Raw genomic sequence first — 20,555 nt, 5'->3', positions numbered from 1 at the left:
CCACTTTAGATGGTGCTCGTCATTTCGTATCGAGTCAGTGGAGGATATCTTTCTTCACCGGTACGTATCGGTAGGGAGGCCGATCAGCAGCCGCATCGCAACTCTTACGTACCGACGAGTTGTCGAGTAGCACCCAGCTTCGCCGATGGGCTTCGCCGATAACACGTTTCTTCGTAACGTCGAAGCAGCGTAACGCTAGGTCGTCAGAGAGTAACAGCACGCGCGTCGGATCAGCGCGCATCCAGCGCCAGGCGTTCCATTCCTGCTCCGGCACAGGCGCCAGATAGCTGAAATGGACCAGAGGCCGTTCTGCGAACAACAGGAACTGTTCCTTGAACTCGAGCATGCCCACTTCCGTTTCAGGGGCAACGCGCCGTTCGAGTTCCTGCATGATTGTACGCGGTGTCCGGTGTGTATTCAGGATGGGCCATAGCCAGAAAGAGACGAACAGCCAGGCCAGCATGCTGGCCAGGGCGAGCTGTTCGAACAATGGACGTTTGCGCAACAGCCAGACACTGCCGAACACCGCTAATCCAAGTACTAACAAGCCCGGTGCTAGTACCGCGACGGCGTCAGCATAGTCATCCGCCCGGGAAGGCAGATGCTCTGGAGCAAAAAGCGCGACAGTCGCGATGAGGATCACGAGCATCCACATGAGCGCGAGCGCCGCACGCAACAGAACAGTCGCCGTGCGACGCCCTTCTGCGGGTACCTGTTCCCATACGTAGGCTAGCGCCAAAGCGAACATCGGCAGCGCGGGAAGGATGTACACCTCGCGCTTGCCGGGGCTGATGGAAAAGAAGAGCAACACTAGCGCAACCCAGCTCAGCATTACGCGCAGTGCAGCGCTGGACGGCCAAAGCCTCCTGATGCTGCTCAGCTGCAGCAGGAAGAGCACGGCCAGCGGAAACCACATGCTCGGCGCCGCAATCGTCAAGTAGTAGTGCCAAGGCTTGATGTGATGCCAAGCATTTGCATAGCGTTCAGCTGTTTGCCTGAGCAGAATGTTGTCGCGGTAGGCCAGTAGTTCCGGACTCTGGATGCGTTCGACTGCCATCCACATCGGGACTAGCCAAAGTGCCAAAGTGCCCAGCAATAAGGCTGGCCCCCACCATGCGCGCCTACACCAAGCCCGCTGCCCGGACACAGTGACGGGGGTGCGCCAGATCGCCAGCGGTATCAGCATCAGCACCGGTAGGAAACCAACGCCCTTCGTCACGATACCTAGTGCCATCGCCACCCAGCTGGCGGCATACCAGCCCCAGGCCGGACCGAGCAGGAAATGACGGAGCAGTCCGTAGCATCCGAGCGTGATCCAGAAGCAGACCATTGCGTCGATTTGCGCGCCCTTGGCCTGTAGCAGGAACTGCGGCGTGAACGCGAGGGCAAGCACTGCCGAACGCCCGACCTTTTCTCCCCACAAACGGCGGCCCAGGTCGAATACCAACCACAGTGTGCCCAGCCCCGCTAACGCACTAGGCACTAGAAAGGCGATTTTCAGCTGTCCGGTAAGTTGATAGAAGATCGCGATCAGCCACATGAAAACCGGCGGCTTATCTGGATAAAACTCGCCCCCGCGTGTGGGGAACAACCACTGGCCCGATTCCACCATTTCGCGGGCAACTTGCGCAAAGCGCGGCTCGTCGGCAGGCCAGGGGTCGCGCAGCCCAATTCCGGCGAACAGAACTACGACCAGTAGGGCAGCGATCCACGGCCACCAGCTTGTGTCTTGCCTAGCACTAAGATTGGATGGGACTTGCATGCGTTTGTCCTCGAATTTCTTGTAGCCGCTGCTTGAAGCCATGATGGTAGAGATAGAGTACGAGCGCCGTGGACAGCACCAGCATGAACAGGCTGATCCAGAGCTGCTGCTCGTCCTGCAGAGCAAGGCCTGCGCCGACAAAACTGAACAGCAGCATTTGCGGAAGGTAGCCTAAAAGGCTGCCCCAGAACACTGCCGGTATGCTCAGCCTAGCCAAGGCCACTGCAATATTGGTTGCCAAGTTGCTGCCGATTGGCATCAGGCGCACCGTGCAAATCCATAGCCAAGTGTCTTGCGCTAGTAGCCGGCGGATGAAAACGACATGTTCGCCGTGGCGTTTGAGCATGCGCTCCATGCCGATATTTCGCACCCAGTAGATCGCGAGCAGCGCGCCGAATCCCGTGAGCGTGGTGCTCAGCAGCGCACCTACTAAGCCTCCCAACAGGTAACCGGAACTAAAGGCAAGCAGCTGGCGCGGGCCGCCGAGTGCAGTATAGACGACGCCGGTGATCACGAAGATAGGCCAGGCGACCGCCCAATGTCGCTCGAACAACCGGTTCAGTAAGTCCATTTCTGAGAATGATCCCCACCAATGGAAATGGAGCGAGGCAAAGCCGAGCGTTAGCAGGCAGGTCAGAACCAGCGGCTTGAACAGTAGTTTTAGTTCGGTTTTCACTGTCGCACTTCCATGCGTTCGATCAGCGGCAGCTTGCTGCGCCGGATTAGCCAGCTCACTCCCCACATGTCGACGATGCCGACCCACAACCGGTTCCATGCAGTGTATTTCGATACACCAGCGATACGGTGCCGATGGTGTACCGGCACTACCGCAATCGCGCCGCCTAGGCGCTTGACCATCGCCGGCACAAACCGATGCATGTGGTCAAAATAGGGCAGGCCTAGCCAAGTTTCGCGCGGTACCAGTTTGAGGCCGCAGCCAGTATCCGGAACGCCGTCGTCGAGTATAAGGCGACGCACGGCATTGGCGATGCGGGACTGAATTATTTTCCAGCGCGTGTCACGCCGGTTCTTGCGAAAGCCAGCAATGCAGAAATGCCGGTGCTTCCCTTCCAATATCAGCGCCTTTGCCACCAATGCAGGGATGTCAGCTGGGTCGTTTTGACCGTCACCGTCTATCGTGACAAGAAAACGCCCGGCAGCGTGACGCGCGCCGGTCCACAGCGCTGTGCTCTGCCCAGCACTGTGCGCGTGGCGAATCAGCCTCGCAGGCGTGCTTAATTGCTGGCAATGTTGCAAGAATACAGCACCGGTGTCGTCGGTGCTTCCGTCGTCGACCAGTACTACTTCATGGGGAAAACGACCGGCGAGGGCGCCATGAATCTCGTTCACCAGGTCCCCGATGTTGCCAGCCTCATTCTTCGCTGGAATTAAAACTGAGATAAGCAATGCTTGCTTGTGGTTTGTTTCATCACACATGTTATTTGATCGTCTATGGAGAGAATTTTTTGGTCAAAAGTCGATTAGGGTATGGCTCAATCGATCTTATATTTACCATCTCACTATTCTGCACTAGTGTCGTTAAAATTATGTTAAATCATACGACGAGCGCCAGCTCGTGTGACTAACCCGCCCCACACAGGGCTTTGTTGCACAAATAGGCCCCGTTCAGCGGTCTAGCGTGGGTGCGGGGTAAACTGACGGCATGACTGCCCCAGCAAAACCAAAGTACCGAACGACCAACTGGAAAGACTACAACACGGCGCTGAAGGCGCGCGGCTCGCTGCTCATCTGGCTGGACAAGGACATGCGCTGGCACGGCAGTGCCAGCGGCAAGCGGGGCCGACGACCGAAGTACAGCGAGGCGGCAATCCAGTTCTGCCTGACCATCAAGGGCTTGTTCAATCTGGCCCTGCGCCAGGCGATGGGCATGGCGCAAAGCCTGCTCAAGCTCGCTGGCCTGGACTGGCAGGTGCCTGACTTCAGCACCGTTAGCCGGCGCCAGAAATATCTACCGGTAACGATCGGAGCGCAGCCGACTGTAACCGGTAGTTGTCAACAAAGATGTCGCGTCAAGTCATGCGGCTTTTCTTAATTGCTCTGGCGGTTTCCGTTCCGGATTCAGCCAGACTTCATCGTTCAATTCCCAGTCCCGAGTAGCCCCACTCCAGCGCTCCGGATGGCGTTGCTTCGCAGCCTCGTAGATCTGCTTGCGGTGGTTCAGGATCGCCGCGTCCCTGCCGTCATGGCGCTGCGCAGGCGTCACGAATTTCAGGCCGCTGTGCTTGTGCTGATGGTTGTACCACTGCACAAATGACAGCGTCCATTGCCGCGCCTTTTCGATACTTTCAAACGGCTTGCTCGGATAGTTCGGCCGGTATTTGCAGGTCCGGAACAGTGACTCGGCGTAGGCATTGTCGTTACTCACACGAGGCCTGCTGAACGACGGCATGATCCCCAGCTTTTCTAACGTCGCCAACATTGTGGAGCCTTTCATCGAACTGCCATTGTCCGAGTGGAGCACCACCTCACGCCCGGCCAGTCCCTCGGCCAAGCTGGCCTTGTGCATCAGCAGCGATGCCATTTCAGCCGACTCGGCGACATTCACTTCGTGCCCGACGATCTTGCGGCTGTAGACGTCAAGTACCATGTACCAGTAAAAATACAAGCCCCGCACTCCGGTCGGCAACCACGTGATGTCCCACGCCCACAAGCGGTTCGGCTCGGTTGCGCAGTGGCTCGTGACGACCCTTGTGCTTGGCTTCTTTGCGCGGCCGCGGTGATGCTGCTGCTTCTCGTCTTTCAAGATCCGGTAGACAGTCGATTCTGATGCCAAATACTCGCCTCGATCAGCCAAGGTCGGCACGATCTGACTAGGCGGACTGCTGGCAAATTCAGGGCTGTTGGCAACCTCCAGAATTCGCTGGCGCTCGTCTTCGCTCAGCTTGTTGGCCGGCGCCACGCGGCGGCTGCCTTTTCGTCCGTCAACCTGGCCGTTATCGCCGTCACCGTCGCGCATCCAGCGCTGATAGGTGCGAAGGCTGATCTCCAAGGCGCTACAGGCCTGTGCACGCCGACACCCGCCGTCGACGGCTTCTTCAACCAGTGCAATCACCTGCTGGCGATCTGGAGTGCCGATCAATCGTCCTCGGGCTCCCCCCAGATCGCCTGGGCTTTTTTTCTGAGAATGATCAGCGCCGCTGCCTCTGCCAGTGCCTTCTCTTTGCGCTGCAAATCCTTCTTCAACTGCTTGATTTCTTTGCGGTCGCTTTTGCTTTGCTCGCGCAGCTCCCGGTTGCGCTCGGCCGGTGCTTCATTGGCCTGCTGACAGGCCTCGCGCCATTCGGCAACCTGCTCGACGAACAAGCCTTTGCCACGACAGTATTGAGCCAGTTCCGCCTCGTTCATGTGTGCCGTTTCCAGCACCACGCCAAACTTGTCGGCCGACGACCACACGACCGCATTCTTTCCATTTCCCGGCACCGGCACTCCCTGAGACTGTAGATTTCGTCGCCAAGTATAAAGTGTCTGTTCCGAGATGCCGCTCTCCTTCGCCAGGGCCGATACCGGCCTGTTCTCCGGTGGCATCATTTGCCGAAGAATGGCTTCCTTGCGTTCTGCTGGGTACTGATTCACTGCGCGTCTTTGCTCCGCCCCCGGATGGATTAAAGTGATTCAAGTGACGCGACATCTATCCTGACAGAGGGGGTAACCGGATTGCACCTCCTAGTCGACAGCACGGGCATTAAGATGCTGGGCGAAGGCGAGTGGAAGACCAAAAAACATGGGGCCGACTATCGTCGTCAGTGGCGTAAGGTCCACCTTGGCATTGATGCGGCCACGCTGGAAATCCGGGCCATTGAAGTGACCGACAACGCCACAGGCGATGCGCAGATGCTGCCATACCTGCTCGACCAAATTCCCGCCAGCGAGACCGTCGCAAGCGTCAGCGGTGATGGTGCCTACGACACCAAAGACTGTCATGAAGCGATCGCGCAACGTGGGGCACAAGCGGTTATTCCAACTCGTAAGAACGCCAAGCCATGGAAGGATCGGCGCCCAGGCGCCACAGCCCGCAACGCCATCCTGGCGGCCACGCGTCTACTGGGCAGGAAAATCTGGAAGAAGTGGAGCGGCTATCACCGGCGCAGCCTTGTCGAGACCAAGATGCGTTGTTTCAAGCTGCTCGGTGAACGCGTTATGGCACGTGATTTCGACCGTCAGGTCGCGGAACTACAGGTCCGTGCCGCCATTCTCAATCGGTTCACCCGGTTGGGCACGCCTACGACTATGGCGGTGAGCATGCCGTAATTCCGCCTGGGGTTTGGGGAATTACGAACTCTGCTGATTTATGCAACAAAGCCCCACAAAGGTGATCGGCAACCTAACCGTAAGGTAGCCTGAGGGAAGTGGCTAAAAGTTAGAAAACCGATTCAATTAACATGCACTTACTTCGCACTATTTCAAAATGTCTTCTCTTGACCGAAATCGGAAGTGGCGCCAGAGCATCTCGTCATGGCCGGTCGTGTCAAACTTTATTGTTTTGTGTCGAACTTTATTGTTTTGTGTCGAACTTTATTGTTTTTTCACATGCCATGAGAGAGGGGAATTATGTCTGTCAAATCCGCGCTTGTAAAATCAACAGCTTAGGCATGTTACTGGTTAGTCAATGTTTGTCAAATCTTGCTCTGCAGCGGAAGGGTGTCTGTTGGCGCCGCCAATGTTTGTCAAACCGCGGTACGCAGATGCTTGAAACGGTGGTCGTCAGCTGTCAGGGGCCGATTCTAGTTCCAACCAGTCGAGCGCCCCTTGTCCACAATCGCTGCGCGGCCTAAAGTAAGAGCCAGCACGGTGAACCTAGGGCTCGTCAGATAGGACAGCGGTACCGTCATGGCAACAAGAATATCATCAGATTCTCTAGTGCAACCAAGTCACCACCGGCAGGTGCTGCAGGGCGACACGCCTATACCCACCTCGTTATACACAAGTCCGCCAGCCTCACCACGCCGGCTGAAAATCCCGTTTACTTTCAATGACTTGCCAGCGCCCTTGTAAACCTTTGCAAAATCGCGTTTACTCTCGTCTTTTGCGTGGCGCAATTGGCGAGCAAATCGAAGGGATGGACCGATTCGGAGTTTGAGCAACTCGACCTGGGCGACGCGCGCCTGAACCGGCGAGCGAGGACACTGATGGAAACAATGGCGGGGGCACCGACGGCGAGCGTGCCAAAGGCCTGTAACGGCTGGGGTGAGACGATGGCCGCGTATCGCTTCTTCGACAATGACGGCGTCGACTGGCGGGCAATCCTGGAGCCGCACTGGCAGCAAACGGAACAGCGAATGGCCGAGCAGTCGGTGGTGCTGTGTCTGCAGGACACGACCGAACTGGACTTTAACGGACAGCAGGCGCGCGGCCTCGGACCGCTCAGCTATGAAGCGCAGCGCGGCATGTACGTCCACCCCACCTACGCGGTGACGACGGCGCGCGAGCCGCTGGGGATCCTGGACGTGTGGATGTGGGCGCGCGCGCTGCGCGACACCAACGGCCAGCGCGGCGGCCCCAAGGAAAGCCTGCGCTGGATCGAAGGCTACGAAAGACTGGCGGAACTGGCACCGCGCCTGCCCGCCACGCGCTTGGTGTATGTGGCCGACCGCGAGGCGGACATGCTGCCCTTGATGGCGCGGGCGCAGCAGCTCGACTGCCCGGTGGACTGGCTGGTGCGCGCCGCGCACAACCGCTGCTTGCCCAACAGCGAGAAGCTGTGGCCGCATGCCACGGAAGGCGCGCCGCTGGGGGAAATCGAGTTCGCGCTGGCCGCGCGGCCGGGCGCCAAGGCGCGCATCGTGCGCCAGCAGCTGTGGGCACGCCGGGTCGAACTGAACGCGGGCAAGGGCAAGGTGGTGACCGCCACATGCATCGTGGCGCGTGAACACGGCGCTCCGGCCGGCGTCAAGCCGATCGAATGGCGCCTGCTGACGAACCGGGTCGCCACCAGCGCGGCCGAGGTGGCCGAATTGATCGACTGGTATCGCGCCCGCTGGGAAATTGAAATGCTGTTCAATGTGCTCAAGAACGGCTGCAAGGTCGAGGAACTTCAGCTGGGCACGATCGAGCGCATCGAGCGCGCACTGGCGCTGTACTTGGTCGTAGCCTGGCGCATTGCCTATCTGGTACGCATGGGCCGTACCTGCCCGAACCTGGATGCCCACTTGTTCTTTGATCCCGATGAGATACGCGGCGCCTACTTGCTCAACAAATTACGCCCCCAGCCCAACCCGGCGTTAAACGAAGTAATACGCTTGATCGCCCGCGCGGGCGGCTTCTTGGGCCGAAAAGGTGATGGCGAACCTGGTGCCAAGACCCTCTGGGAAGGGCTGCGCGACGTGCGCGCCTCAGCTCTCACCCTTCAAGCACTACGCGAACTTGGAGACTGACGAGTTGTGTATAACGAGGTGGCCTATACCCCTTGCAACAACTGGGCCCGAGCATTATCTCGTCGCGCCGTCCTTACCAGATGAAGCCATCATTTCCGTTATCGGGCGGTTCCATGTCCTGAGCTCTAATGGGACGCCGACGGCCACTTTCCAAGAGTTATTCAACTGCGCTCCGTTCAACTTGTCTGCCTGGATCCCCCCGCACGTCGAGATGCTCGCATCGCGGATAGGTGAGGATGTGGAAGCGTGCACGCTGGAGATCTTGCGTGCGCATACGCTGTACCCCTTATTTGCAATTTTCAACGGACTGTCGTTCCCTGCCAATCCAAGTAGAGCGACCGCAAACAACGCGGCGAACCCACCAAAGCGGCTTTCTACCGAGACGATCCGACTTTGCCTAGAATGCCTGCGTGAAGATATGGATGTCTATGGTGTTCGCTACATTCACCGATCGCATCAAATACCTGGAGTAGAAGTGTGCAGTAAGCACGCCTCCCCTTTGCTATACAAATGCCCTCACTGCGAGTGTGCATTCAGCCGACATTACAATCTTTCCCTCGTACCTTGGCGGCGATGCACCTGCAAGAAATATGTTTTCGAAAGCATCCCGCCCCCGGTGTCAGAATAGTTGTCGCGTCACCTGATTAAGTGAAGTCATACCGGGGACGGGCAAGAGAGAATGTGTGAAGCAGTATCCAGCAGAACGAAAAGAGGCGATGTTGCGGCAGATGATGCCGCCCCAGAACCGGTTGGTGTCGGAATTGGCGCGGGAGAGCGGGATCACCGAGCAGACGCTTTATACTTGGCGCCGTCAACTTCGTGATCAAGGAACACCGGTGCCAGGTAGTGGGAAAAATGCTGAGGAATGGACCTCGGAGGACAAGTTCGCGGTGGTGCTGGAAACGGCAGCGTTAAACGAGAGCGAACTGTCGGAGTATTGTCGCCGGAAGGGACTATTTGCAGAGCAGATCGCCACGTGGCGAGCCGCATGCATGGCCGCCAACGTGAGCATGGTGCAGCAGACGCGGGCGCAACAGGTCCAGTCGAAGGAAGACAAGAAGCGGATTCGGCAGTTGGAGAAAGACTTGCAGCGCAAGGAGAAGGCGCTGGCTGAAGCCGCAGCGTTGCTGATCCTGCGAAAAAAAGCCCAGGCGATCTGGGGGGACAAAGAGGAAGACTGATCAGCGTCCCAGATCGCCTGTCATGTGTAGCGTTGATCCGTGAAGCCGAAGCTGCAGGCAGCCGGTTGTCACCGGCCTGCCGCGAGCTCGGCATCACCCTACGGACGTTTCAACGCTGGGTGCGGGCTGGGGATGATGCTGTAGCCGTCGACAGCCGCCCGACCTGCATCAGGCCTGAGCCGGCCAACAAGCTCACTGACAACGAGCGTACCGAGATTCTGGCTGTCGCCAACAGCGAGGAATTTGCCAGTCTGCCACCGAGTCAGATCGTGCCGACGCTGGCTGATCGAGGCATCTATGTAGCCTCGGAATCGAGCTTCTACCGCGTCTTGAAGTCGGCCTCGCAACAGCACCATCGCGGCAAGGCAAAGAAGCCGAGTGAACGCGTCGTCACGAGCCATTGCGCCATGGCGCCGAACCAGGTTTGGAGTTGGGACATTACGTGGCTGCCGGCCGCGATCAAGGGCAAGTACCACTACTGGTACATGGTGCTCGACATCTACAGCCGCAAGATCGTCGGTCACGAAGTTCATGAGGCCGAGTCGGCGGAATCGGCGTCACGGCTGATGCGGCGGGCCAGTCTGGCCGAGGGATTGGCAGGCAGGCCGCTCGTACTGCACTCGGATAACGGCAGTGCAATGAAAGGCTCGACCATGCTGGCCACATTGGAGCAACTCGGCGTTGCCCCGTCGTTCAGCAGGCCGCGTGTGAGCAACGACAATGCCTACGCTGAGTCCTTGTTCAGGACCTGCAAATATCGGCCGGATTACCCAAGTAAGCCGTTCGCGACGCTCGAACAAGCGCGGGCATGGACGCAGAAATTTGTGCGCTGGTACAACCAGGATCACAAACACAGCGGCCTGAAATTCGTGACGCCGGCACAGCGCCATGGCGGCCAGGCTGAAGCGATTCTCGAGCATCGCGAACAGGTATATCGAGAAGCGAAAAGCCGCAATCCTCGGCGCTGGTCGCGCAATGTCAGGAACTGGACTTTGGATGGTCAAGTCTGGTTGAATCCGGAACGGATTCGACCAGAGAAACTACAGCAGGTCGTGTGAGGTGACGCGACAACTACGTTGACAAACACCGCCCGCCCGCACAGGAAGCAGCTCCCATCGCGCTGTCCTATGCCCAGTTCTCTGCGACGCTTTTGCAGTCGGCACCACACTCAACGGTGTCACCACGCATGCTGGTCGAGAGCTATCGTGAGCGCGCGCGTGCAACTGGCTACAGTTGGGGCAACGACAGAGTGAGCCATGTCCGACTGAAGACAGAGATGGAAAAATTCTATGGAAAAGCTTTTCTAAGAAGGACGGATGCAGCTTATCGCGAAGATCGGCTAAGTGAATGGTTAAAGATGCTGAATGATTCCAGCGTTACAGAACCACCGCTCGGCCGCCATCTGTTGTTTGCGCATTTTCTGTTTCGCGACGCCACCCAGTTCCTGAGTTCCATCGGTTCGAGCAGCGGGAATGAGCGAACGGCTGGCACTGAACGGCCCGCTATGAAACGACGAACTGGCGGTATCGGTACCAGCAGGACAAGCAAGCCGAGCATAAAGCAGCGTATCGCAAGCCTTTCGCGCGAGCTTACAGATCGCGCTCGCGATATTCCTAATTGCTCTATCGAAGATTTGTGGAAATCGCATTATGGGATGATGAAGCGACTTGTCTCTCTCGATCTGGAAGCGGTTACCCTATTAAGACGCAAGCTTCAGCAGCTGAAACCTAGGCCGGTTGGCCCGGCAAGAGTTCCGCACAAGAGTGAGAAAGACGGCGAACGAGCGCGCTCGATCAGAGCGACGGCCGCAGCCTTGTATGCATCCGTTGGCAAGCCAGAAAAAGTTACGATCAACCGTCTCGCCAAAGACACCGGCTGGAATCCTACAGCACTCAGTCAGTACGCCTTTCCAGAAACTCTGCAAGCGCTGGAAGAGTGTGCGGAATCCAACTGGCACTTCTATGCCAGGCGGATTTTGTGGGCCAAGCTAGCGCACAAGCATGCTGCGATCAGCATTGCAAGAGCCCGGTCGGGAGTGGAATACCATCGCTCTCTCGTACTAATGGATTTTTTTCAGGATGTCGATCTATCGGTCTCTTACGACGCTGAAACCATAACGCGGCTGCTTGCAGAACACGGCATCCAACGCGACTGGCCCGGCCCCTGCCCGGCGCGTGAGTTTCCTCCCGCTGGCCGCAAGTACTATACGAAGAGCTAGATCTAGATTGCCGAGCCTGACCAAGCCCAAAAAAATAGAGATCCGCATCAGTTCCCTTCAACTTTCGGTGTAGCGGCTAACCTAGCGCGTCTTCGGTATGTTTCTCACGCCACGCAAGTTGCCGCGCTCGAAACACCGCAGCTGGTTCAAGGACTTGGGACAGCAGTTCTGCCGTTCGGGGTAGCCGTGCAAGATGTTTGTCGAGCCACAATGCGTTGCCAGTGAATCGCCCGATCTCGTTGAGCGTCAAACGTGTCGGACGTCTCGACGGTTCCAGTATCTCTCCAACCGCAAGCGTCACGCGCTCCGCCATCGCCCTGTCGCGGATGCACCAGTCCACTGACGAGGTCCGCTCCACAATCCGGGGCGTGGAGGGAAGTTGAGCCTGGAGCCAGGCGCGGTCATGCCGATACAACCAGGTGAAGTCGGCACCAAGTGCAGTCCTGAGCGCCTTAAATCCGACTGATGGTGTCGCGCCCGTCACGGCTCGAAGCTTGCCACGGGCATGTGCCTGCCGCTGCACCCGCAGGCTGGCGGTACGCTGAGCTTGCAGGCCGCGATCCGCTCCCAGAATGCGATTAACGGTTGATGCTGACATTCCGGTCGTTTTCACAATATCCGCGATGGCGTTGCCCGCCGCCAAGGCATGCCAAACTTGCGAACGAACCGTGACATCGAGCTTCTTGGACCTGCGCATAAAGCCGATGCCGATTTTTTCCGCTTTTACCAAGACTGCATTGACAGATAGGCCGATTTCTTTTGCCACCTGACGCATCGACCGGCCCTCAGCCGCCAGCTCGGCAATCTTGCATTCCGTAGCTGCGGATGCCCGGTCGTCAGCCGCTGAATTAGTCACCAGAGACGGGATATCTGTCCAGAGAAAGGATTCGATGCTCTCGGCCAGAAACCCGATCAGCAGGACATGCAGCAGCGGATGGTGTGTAGCGCGAGGCCGGCGGTAAAGGCTCGTCAACCACGGTAATCCCCCCGCAAAAAGAGCGTGTTTAGAAGTAGAATTTTCTACTTAACAGAAAGCTCTACATGAAGACGTCCCGCTTTACCGACAGCCAGATCATCGCCATCCTCAAGCAAGCCGAAGCCGGCAGCCCTGTCCCGGAACTGTGCCGCGAGCACGGCATCAGCAACGCCACGTTCTACAAATGGCGCGCCAAGTACGGCGGCATGGATGCGTCGCTGATGGCACGCATGAAGGAGCTCGAAGACGAGAATCGGCGCTTGAAGAAAATGTATGCCGAGGAACGTCTGAAGGCCGAGATTGTGGCCGAGGCGCTGGCAAAAAAGTGGTAGCGCCATCTCAGCGGCGAGAGATGGCGCAGTGGGCCGTGGCACAGCGGTCAGCCACGATTAACGTGGCGTGCAGGGCGTTTGGCATCAGCCAGACCTGCTATCGGTACAAGGCCAAGCTGGACGAGGAAAACAGCGTCATCGCTGACTGGCTGGCTCGGCTGACGAACAACCAGCGCAATTGGGGCTTCGGGCTGTGCTTCCTGTACCTGCGCAACGTCAAGGGATTCAAGTGGAACCATAAGAGGGTCTACAGGATTTACCGCGAACTTGAGCTGAACCTGCGGATCAAGCCGCGTCACCGCTTGGTGCGCGAGAAGCCGCTGCCATTGGCCGTACCGACCGCGATCAACCAGAGCTGGTCGATGGACTTCATGCATGACCAGCTTGCCGACGGCCGCAGTATCCGCCTGTTCAACGTCATCGATGACTTCAATCGTGAAGGCTTGGGAATCGAGGTCGACTTCTCGCTGCCATCCGAACGCGTTATCAGATCATTGGACCGGATCATCGAATGGCGCGGCAAACCGGAGGCGATCCGCTGCGACAACGGCCCCGAATATATCAGCGCCGTGACGTTGGCTTGGGCCGCCAGGCACGGCATTCGCATCGATTTCATCCAGCCAGGCCAGCCCCAGCAAAACGCCTACGTCGAGCGATATAACAGGACCGTGCGCTACGATTGGCTGGCGCACCACCTCTTTGAAACGCTCGACCAAATCCAGGAATTTGCCACCCGCTGGCTGTGGACCTACAATCACGACCGACCCAATATGGCGCTCGGCGGCATCACACCAAAACAGAAACTTGCCCTTGCCGCTTAACCTCTACTTTTAGCGTGCTCTAAAAATGGGGGGATTACCCCACGAGTCCTCCCCATTGCAACGCGCGAATATGCCATCAAACGGAGGCAGGTTTCTCAAGCTTTCCCAAAAGCCGAGGAGCTCGCTTTGCAACGCCCGTTGATGGACCCTCATGCTGGTTGTAGCCAAGCCCCGGTCCACCAAATGAGCAAGGTAATGGTTCCGCCAGGTCAAGGGATTTACCGGCACAGTGCGCAACAAAAATAACTGCGCAATGAGCCGCGAGACAAGAACCAATCTTTCGCGTTCCTGCTCATCGACATTGGGAACATTGCTCTTTCCGCTCCACTTCGCGGCTGCAGCCGGGAGAAATAACTGCGTGCGTTTCAAGCGCTGTGCCAGGCAGTCAAATGCGACGAGAGAAACCCCGTGGTACGGGCAAACCAGGACACCTGGGAACTGATGCGCGCGATACCACGTCGCTATGCCGATTGTCTCGCAGTCGACACCAGCACAGACAGGGCAGAAACGTGGCACGTCTTCCGCTCCCACGCGACTTGCCAACAGTCCCAAAGCGATTTTTGTGTTGGTTGCCGTGCCCGTCGCCATCGAATTGGCAATCCGTGTGTAGTGGGCAAGGTTCATAAACGGCCTGAAGCACGGGAGAATCGTGTGTCCTTCAATCAGTTCTTCGATAGTGTTCACCTGCAACCGGAGATGCTTAGAGATCACGTTCAGGCCGCTGGGAAAGGCCGTGCCCAGCGTCACGCATCGGCGACCCAGCAATTCGATCAGTGTGTCCCCGGAGGTCGGATGGCCAGTCAGTGCATGGTAGCGGGACACGATGCCAAATATCGTCTCTTCGGGAACGACGATATCGCCAGCGCTTCCTGCCGGCTTCCCTTCTAAGGCTGCAGATGGTTTCGCACCCCATTTATCGACGACCGCCCAGGCTGACGCCTTCATGGCTGATCACCCCCTTCTCGACCAGGTACTTGTGCGGATCATCAGCATCCGCCGCGGTCCGCATGTCCACGTACCCAGGAGGTAGTGCTGGATCGACCTCACCGGAATCGCCGGGTTCCGTGCTACCGTCACACGACTGTGGTGATGCGCTCTGTCCGGTCTCCGCTGCCGGCGCGGCAAAACCCGTGACCGGAAACAGCTGATCAAGATGATCCTGCACGACCGTGACGTGTTTGGGAAACTCGAGCAATTTCGCCAGGGCTTCGTCGACCGGCAGCAAATCTTCGTATTGCGACAGCGACTTTGTCGTATTCAAGCGTAGCGCATTGATCGCTGGGTGAAGCAATCCCAACCCATCATCGTACGTCTGCCTCAGTAGCTTCGGCGTCAACGTTTCAGTGCCATCGAGCATGGCACGCTGTTGCGCGAGCTTGAAGAGCAACACGACGAAGTCAGGAATGCTCTGACTAAGATCGAAGACCGTATCGAGCATCTCGTCATCCGGATCTTGTGGTTGTCGGACCCACTGATACCTCCAGATGCGCCGAACGAAATCATCCCACTCCTTCACACGCTTTGGCGGCCTCTCGAACTGGATCAGGCCGCTTTCCGAAGCCCGGCGGCCGTCCTTCATTTCATTTGTGAACAGGTTGGCTGCCTTGCTAGTACCGATTTCCACTACCGGCACCCGAAGGGTTGTGCGCAGATCCTGGAAGAAATGCAGCAACGGGGCCGTGCCGTGTGTCTTCTGCAAACTGAGCCGCTGAATCTCGTCAATGATCAGGATGCCGAGGAAGTGGGTCGCAGCGATCTGGCGCATGGCCCCTTCAAGCATGTCCTCACGCATTACTGTCCTTGAAAACAATTTTTCGTATTTGCCGCCAGTGCCGAGAGCGGCATCTACCTGTCGCGCGAACTCACGGCAGAAACTCGAGATCGAACCGTTTTTGGGACAGGTCACTTTCAGCCATACCAGTTGCGTGATCGGCAGATGGCGCCCTCGCCAAGAAGCGTGATGGATGACCTGTTGGGGATATGTTCGCAAGATCGCATCGGCGCAGGTTGTCTTTCCAGACCCGCTCAGCCCGACGATGAACAGTTGAGATTCGCACGGGATTAGTTGCCAGTCGAGGTTTCGCCACTGCTCGTGATCCTGGGCGGTATAGATGCTGCGCCAGGTCGTTGCCTCGAACGGATTGCGGACGACGTAGCCCGCCCGGAGCAGGCGCGAGATAGTGCGTTCGACGTCATAGAAAATTAGGCGAGGAATCACGACATACTTGAGCCGTGCAAGGAGGTGCCAGCGCTCCTCGGTCGACATCGCACGCTCTTCCGGCTGAATCTGCGGACGCAGGACCATTGCCCTCGCAGCTTCCTTCTCGGTGAGGATCGGGGGAAGTGCTTCTATGAGCGGGTTATCGCGATACTCTGCGATATTCTGCTCAACATACGCAGGAGAAGAATGGTCGGTACTCATTAGCTGCCTCCAGTATGGCCACCGCTCCCGGCGCCAATTCTTTACAAACTCCAGATGTCGTCGAGTGGGTTTTGTTTTCGCATATCGGGGCGCAACTTCACCACATTGTCTTGCGCCGGTGGCTCGCAATACGACTGCGCCGCTTCACGCGCGTGTTCAACTCGCTCGGCAGTTTTCTCGAAGGCTCGGTTCGCATGCACATTCGCCTTCTTCTCGGTCTTGCTCAGTCCCTGCTTGGCTTGCGCCGCGGCTTCCTTTGCGGCCGCCGTGATTGCTTCGCACTCGGCGTCCAGTGTGGCGGACACCTGCCGCAGCGCCGAAGCTTTGTGGTCTGCTTCCAAGCCAAGCAACTTGGCGCGATCAATCATCTCTTCCAGACGTGCCAGCCGATATTTCTCGTTGTCGTCCAACAGTTCGCAGGGTTCCCACTCGCGTGATATGGCGTTGAGAATCCAGATGGACGCAGGCGCATACGGCAGATGACGGATCTCGATCGGTTCGACCTTGCCGTTCGTTCTTGCCCGTGCAAACCACTCTTCGCGGATAGCTCGCTCGCAGGCGTAACGGCGCCCATGGAAATAGATACCGTCACGCCGGACCGATGCGGTGGCGGCCGGTAAAAGCTTCGTCCACACCCTCTGTTTTTCTAGCACCTTCGCTCCTCCCGTCAGGTGCTCCATCCCCCAATTCCAAACCGCTAGTGGGGTCGCATCCATGAGATTTTCTCCCAGCATTTCTTCGGGCAGTGCGTGAGCGCGATATGCAGACAAGTTGTACTTGATCAGCTTGTAGGCCAGGATCCGGCTCAACTCAGGAAGTGTCAGCGAAGCGTCGAGCGAACAGTGGCGTCGCTTCATCTCGTCCAGCCGGCGGTTCAATGCCCCCGGCTCAAAATGGATGGTGTGATTATTGATGAGGTTGAACTGCTGCTCCACATTAGGTTTCCAGTCAGGCCGGCGAACCGCAGCGTTCTGGATAGTGATGCCGAGTTCTTTTGGTAACGCATCTGAGGCCTTGGATTTCAGCTCGCCGTTATCGCACAGTAGTTTGTGAGGCAGATGATGACAAGGCCAAAGATCCGGGCCGATATCAATGCCTAGCTGCCGACAGAAATCGGCCTTGTATGAGAATGCATTGAACAAGGCCAACCTAGCGCCTTCCCAACTTGGACCCTCGAGCCCGAGATAAAACCCCACCACCATTCGGGAAAAGACATCGACCACAACATACAGGACGGGCCGCCCGATCAGCCAGGCACGATTGAACACCGATACAAGGTAGACGTCTACGATGGTTGCGTCGATTTCGAACCGCGCCGCGGGACCAAATACCCTGCTCTTAGAGGATCCGAGTACTCCCCGATGCTTAAGGTTCCAAGTAGTCGTGCTGATGTTTGTCAGCAGCGGTTGTAAACTGATACAGGCAGCGATTGAAAACTGATACACCATTTTGAGAAGATGGCCGCTTTGCGGAGCGGCCTTGAAACCCAAAGAGGTGTACGTGGAAATCCAACTACTGAAGAAGCATGGGTTAAGCCTTCGGCAGATCGCCGCCGAGGTAGGCTGTGCAGTGAACACGGTGCGCCGGCACCTGGCCCTGGAGGCCGTGCCGAAGTACGAACGCAAAGTCAAACGCCAGACGAAGCTGGCGCAGTTCGAGCAGTACCTGAGGGATCGGCAGCAAGCTGCTCAGCCCGACGTGATTCCAGCCACCGTGCTGTACCGCGAGATTGCCGCGCGCGGCTACGAGGGCGGCATGAGCCAGTTGAGGGCCTTCGTGCGCACCTTGCGCCCGGCGCCTCCCGCCGATCCGGTGGTGCGTTTCGAGACGGCGATGGGTGAGCAGCTGCAGGTGGACTGGGTCGAATTTCGTAAAGGCAGCGCGCCATTGCACGCGTTCTGCGCGACGCTCGGCTTTAGCCGGGCCAGCTACGTGGAGTTCGTCAACAACATGAAGGTGGATACCCTGATCGCCTGCCACGAGCGCGCCTTTGCAGCGTTCGGCGGCGTGACGCGGCGGGTCCTGTACGACAATATGAAGACGGTGGTACTGGAGCGCGATGCGTACGGTGAGGGCGAGCACCGCTTCCACGCCGGCTTCCTGGACTATGCCAGGCATAGCGGCTTCGTGATCAAGCTGTGCCAGCCGTACCGGGCCAAGACCAAGGGTAAGGTCGAGCGGTTCAACGGCTACCTGCGCCGATCGTTCTATGTGCCGCTGGCGAGCCGGCTGGCACAGAGCGGCCAGAAGCTCGACGTCGTGACGGCCAACGTCGAGGTGGCCCACTGGCTGCGCGAAGTGGCCAATGCGCGCATCCACGGCACGACCGGAGAACCGCCAGCCGAAGCCTTGAAGCGGGAAGTGGAGCACCTGCAAGCGCTGCCGGCACCGTGGCGGGCGGACATCGCGGCAGCCAGGCCGCAGCCGGCTGCTGCAGCACCTGCGGCGCCGCGGCCGGCAGCAGTGGTGGAGCGGATCGCGCAACCTTCTCCGGTACAGCATCCGTTGCAGGTGTATGACGCGCTGCTGGTGCGGGTATCGGAAGGGGTGGCGGCATGAACCTGCAGCATGAGCGTATCGCGGCGTTGTGCGAGAGCCTGAACCTGCCGTTCGTGGCACAGGGCTACGGCGCCGCAACCCAGAAAGCAGCGAAACAGGAGATGGCCTACAGCGACTTCCTGGAGGGGCTGCTGAGGGAGGAAGCAGCTGGGCGCAACGTGCGCAAGCAAAACACGATGACCCGTCTGGCAGGATTCCCCGTGGTGAAGACGCTGGACGAATTTAACTATGACTTCGCCAAAGGCGTAAAGCGCAGCCAAGTCGAGGAGCTGGCCGGCCTGGGATTCGTCGAGCGGCATGAGAACGTGGTACTGGTCGGGCCGAGCGGTGTAGGCAAAACGCACCTGGCGATGGCACTGGGTTACAAGGCCACGCAGGCCGGCATCAAGACGCGCTTCACGACGGCGGCCGACCTCATGCTGGCACTGACGACGGCGCATACGCAGAACAATTTGAAAGCGGTGATGCACCGCGCGATCAAGGCATATCGGCTCTTGATCATCGACGAGATAGGTTACTTGCCGATGAACCGGGAACAGGCCAACCTGTTCTTCCAGGTGATCGCGGCCTTGTATGAGCGCAGCAGCCTGATCGTGACCAGTAACCTGCCGTTCGGACAATGGGACACGACCTTTGCGCAGGATACGACGCTCACCGCGGCCCTGCTCGACCGGCTGCTGCACCATGCGCATATCGTGCCGATTGCAGGTGAGAGCTACCGGCTGAAGCACCAGCGACAGGCCGGGATGATGAGGGGGAGCGATGTTGCAGAAATGGGCTGAACACGGACGGTGTTCGGCGACGGCGGTGTATCAGTTTTAAATCGCTGGGACGACGAAATCTGTATCAGTTTTCAATCGCCGTTGACAATGTTTCGCTTGGTAAGTGAAAAATCCTGATTCATCTCCTTTACGACCTGATTGAACTGGTGCAGCGACGGCGCTTCGTGATCTTCAGGTAGTACCGGGATCAGCAGATTTCCGTGTTCAATCTCCCCGGTTTTAAAGTATGTCCGCTTGGTATCCTCCCAGGCCTTCTTTATCGTCACACCGGGCTTCAGAAAGGCATGAATTCCCTGAACGATCTTGGTTTGGACATCGGCTCTCGACGGCCCAAGCACCGATGGATCGTTCTGCAGCTTCACCCGGTCTGGCCGTCGACCACGTTTGTTCGATCCTGCCTTCTGCCGCTGACCAGACGGTCCACACAAGTCGTAGCACGCAATTAGCGCATCAATACAGCTACCGTACGCCCAATATCGATACAAAGGTCGGTACACCTGCTTAGGATCGAGCTCTAATTCCGCAGCACGCGCCAGGATCAGGCGGCCACGGGTACGCGGCAGATAGATATCAGGAATACAGTCTTCGCGGACCAGAGGTTTAATAACCGCCCAAGCTCGATCCCTAACATCCAGACTCCGGCGCAAGATCGCTTCCTCAGGCTGAAACACATATGGTCGCAGCTTCACTTCGATTCGTTGAAGCAGGCCATCGTTTAGAAGCCGCATCACCTCCTGCAGGCTATATACACCCGGTTTCTTTAAATTCTTCTGTATGCCGATGGCAACGAGCACGTCTTCGTCCGGCACGACCCACAGAACACGCTGCGGACAGGCAAAGCCTGTTTCTACAACGTTCGGCACCGCCTCGAATACCTCAGCAAGATGCAATATTTCCATTGTGACCACCTTCTTTAGCAGAGGTGAATCGAGGGTCAGATTGGACGGATAAGACGACTGGAATACAGCGCAAACCGATGGGCACACGTAGGTCCAAGATAATCAGTTTGTGCCAACCCCCTGTGCCAATATAACTTGAGACACCTACCCGATTAATTTAGAGTACAGCGGTAGGTCCCCAACATGCACAGCCGAAAGCATCAAATCAGCA

General features: G+C 57.9%; 16 protein-coding genes and 2 pseudogenes. 9 read left to right on the top strand and 9 right to left on the bottom strand.

All coding sequences use genetic code 11. The annotated features are described in order from the left end of the window. Positions 1–34: 34 nt before the first annotated feature. Genes HMPREF9710_RS04120 through HMPREF9710_RS04110 form a run of 3 tightly spaced genes read right to left on the bottom strand, consistent with a single transcriptional unit; the run spans position 35 to position 3,199 of the window. Positions 35–1,762: an ArnT family glycosyltransferase gene (locus HMPREF9710_RS04120; protein ID WP_005664171.1), complete on the bottom strand. Its 1,728-nt coding sequence runs from the start codon at positions 1,760–1,762 to the stop codon at positions 35–37. After that, the gene (locus HMPREF9710_RS04115; RefSeq protein WP_005664169.1) at positions 1,740–2,438 is read right to left on the bottom strand and encodes a TVP38/TMEM64 family protein; all 699 of its coding nucleotides are present in this window, start codon (positions 2,436–2,438) and stop codon (positions 1,740–1,742) included. The genes HMPREF9710_RS04120 and HMPREF9710_RS04115 overlap by 23 nt, the downstream gene beginning before the upstream one ends. Continuing rightward, positions 2,435–3,199, bottom strand: coding sequence for a glycosyltransferase family 2 protein (locus HMPREF9710_RS04110; protein ID WP_005664168.1), 765 nt, complete (start codon positions 3,197–3,199; stop codon positions 2,435–2,437). Before HMPREF9710_RS04110 ends, HMPREF9710_RS04115 begins: the two co-directional genes overlap by 4 nt. 226 nt (positions 3,200–3,425) lie before the next feature. Between HMPREF9710_RS04110 and HMPREF9710_RS26940 the strand changes: the two are divergent. After that, positions 3,426–3,770 (top strand): annotated as a pseudogene (locus HMPREF9710_RS26940) (transposase); the annotation flags it as partial. Positions 3,771–3,797: 27 nt separating this feature from the next. On the opposite strand, the gene HMPREF9710_RS04100 reads toward HMPREF9710_RS26940, so the two are convergent. After that, a protein-coding gene (locus tag HMPREF9710_RS04100; RefSeq protein WP_229409704.1) for an IS3 family transposase occupies positions 3,798–5,356 on the bottom strand; the annotation gives its coding sequence in 2 pieces (ribosomal slippage) (positions 3,798–4,894 and positions 4,894–5,356; 1,560 coding nt in all). Between the two features lie 75 nt (positions 5,357–5,431). Here HMPREF9710_RS04100 and HMPREF9710_RS04090 point away from each other — a divergent pair. From HMPREF9710_RS04090 to HMPREF9710_RS26930, 5 genes and pseudogenes are all read left to right on the top strand, one after another. Further along, positions 5,432–6,031: pseudogene (locus HMPREF9710_RS04090) on the top strand (IS5 family transposase); the annotation flags it as partial. Positions 6,032–6,819: 788 nt separating this feature from the next. Then, positions 6,820–8,154 carry an IS4 family transposase gene (locus tag HMPREF9710_RS04085; protein ID WP_040775003.1) on the top strand — a complete coding sequence of 445 codons (1,335 nt, stop codon included), beginning with the start codon at positions 6,820–6,822 and terminating at the stop codon, positions 8,152–8,154. After that, entirely contained in the window at positions 8,060–8,782 is a 723-nt protein-coding gene (locus HMPREF9710_RS28890; protein WP_081589842.1) for a TniQ family protein, read from the top strand. Before HMPREF9710_RS04085 ends, HMPREF9710_RS28890 begins: the two co-directional genes overlap by 95 nt. Before the next feature lie 55 nt (positions 8,783–8,837). Beyond that, positions 8,838–10,393 (top strand): IS3 family transposase gene (locus tag HMPREF9710_RS04075; protein WP_229409724.1). Its coding sequence is split into 2 segments (ribosomal slippage): positions 8,838–9,300 and positions 9,300–10,393, totalling 1,557 coding nucleotides; the frame shifts between segments, so codons are not numbered across the junction. Between the two features lie 56 nt (positions 10,394–10,449). Continuing rightward, positions 10,450–11,553, top strand: a complete 1,104-nt coding sequence (locus HMPREF9710_RS26930; protein ID WP_081589841.1) for a TnsD family Tn7-like transposition protein — start codon at positions 10,450–10,452, stop codon at positions 11,551–11,553. A 76-nt stretch (positions 11,554–11,629) separates the two neighbouring features. On the opposite strand, the gene HMPREF9710_RS04070 is transcribed toward HMPREF9710_RS26930, so the two are convergent. Beyond that, positions 11,630–12,526 carry a TnsD family Tn7-like transposition protein gene (locus HMPREF9710_RS04070; protein ID WP_005664154.1) on the bottom strand — a complete coding sequence of 299 codons (897 nt, stop codon included), beginning with the start codon at positions 12,524–12,526 and terminating at the stop codon, positions 11,630–11,632. Positions 12,527–12,594: 68 nt separating this feature from the next. Here HMPREF9710_RS04070 and HMPREF9710_RS04060 point away from each other — a divergent pair. Beyond that, positions 12,595–13,682 (top strand): IS3 family transposase gene (locus HMPREF9710_RS04060; protein ID WP_229409723.1). Its coding sequence is split into 2 segments (ribosomal slippage): positions 12,595–12,856 and positions 12,856–13,682, totalling 1,089 coding nucleotides; the frame shifts between segments, so codons are not numbered across the junction. Positions 13,683–13,691: 9 nt separating this feature from the next. Here the strand turns inward: HMPREF9710_RS04060 and HMPREF9710_RS04055 are convergent. From HMPREF9710_RS04055 to HMPREF9710_RS04045, 3 genes are read right to left on the bottom strand one after another with little or no spacing between them, the layout of a single operon-like run. Beyond that, a complete protein-coding gene (locus tag HMPREF9710_RS04055) occupies positions 13,692–14,627 on the bottom strand; it encodes a TniQ family protein (RefSeq protein ID WP_005664148.1) in 936 nt (311 codons plus the stop codon). After that, the gene (locus HMPREF9710_RS04050) at positions 14,596–16,104 is read right to left on the bottom strand and encodes an ATP-binding protein (protein ID WP_005664147.1); all 1,509 of its coding nucleotides are present in this window, start codon (positions 16,102–16,104) and stop codon (positions 14,596–14,598) included. The genes HMPREF9710_RS04055 and HMPREF9710_RS04050 overlap by 32 nt, the downstream gene beginning before the upstream one ends. 41 nt (positions 16,105–16,145) lie before the next feature. Beyond that, positions 16,146–17,594: a TnsB C-terminal domain-containing protein gene (locus HMPREF9710_RS04045; protein ID WP_157225427.1), complete on the bottom strand. Its 1,449-nt coding sequence runs from the start codon at positions 17,592–17,594 to the stop codon at positions 16,146–16,148. Between HMPREF9710_RS04045 and istA the strand changes: the two genes are divergently transcribed. Next, positions 17,584–18,663 carry an IS21 family transposase gene (istA, locus tag HMPREF9710_RS04040; protein WP_005663623.1) on the top strand — a complete coding sequence of 360 codons (1,080 nt, stop codon included), beginning with the start codon at positions 17,584–17,586 and terminating at the stop codon, positions 18,661–18,663. The genes HMPREF9710_RS04045 and istA overlap by 11 nt on opposite strands. Next, positions 18,660–19,445: an IS21-like element helper ATPase IstB gene (istB, locus tag HMPREF9710_RS04035; protein ID WP_005663619.1), complete on the top strand. Its 786-nt coding sequence runs from the start codon at positions 18,660–18,662 to the stop codon at positions 19,443–19,445. Before istA ends, istB begins: the two co-directional genes overlap by 4 nt. Before the next feature lie 71 nt (positions 19,446–19,516). Here istB and HMPREF9710_RS04030 read toward each other — a convergent pair whose 3' ends face one another. After that, a complete protein-coding gene (locus HMPREF9710_RS04030; protein ID WP_005664145.1) occupies positions 19,517–20,344 on the bottom strand; it encodes a hypothetical protein in 828 nt (275 codons plus the stop codon). Positions 20,345–20,555 lie beyond the last annotated feature (211 nt).

The sequence above is a fragment of the Massilia timonae CCUG 45783 genome (assembly GCF_000315425.1).
Classification (GTDB): domain Bacteria; phylum Pseudomonadota; class Gammaproteobacteria; order Burkholderiales; family Burkholderiaceae_D; genus Telluria; species Telluria timonae.
The sequence above is the reverse complement of the archived record's forward strand: the minus strand, read 5'-3'. Positions and strand labels throughout refer to the sequence as shown.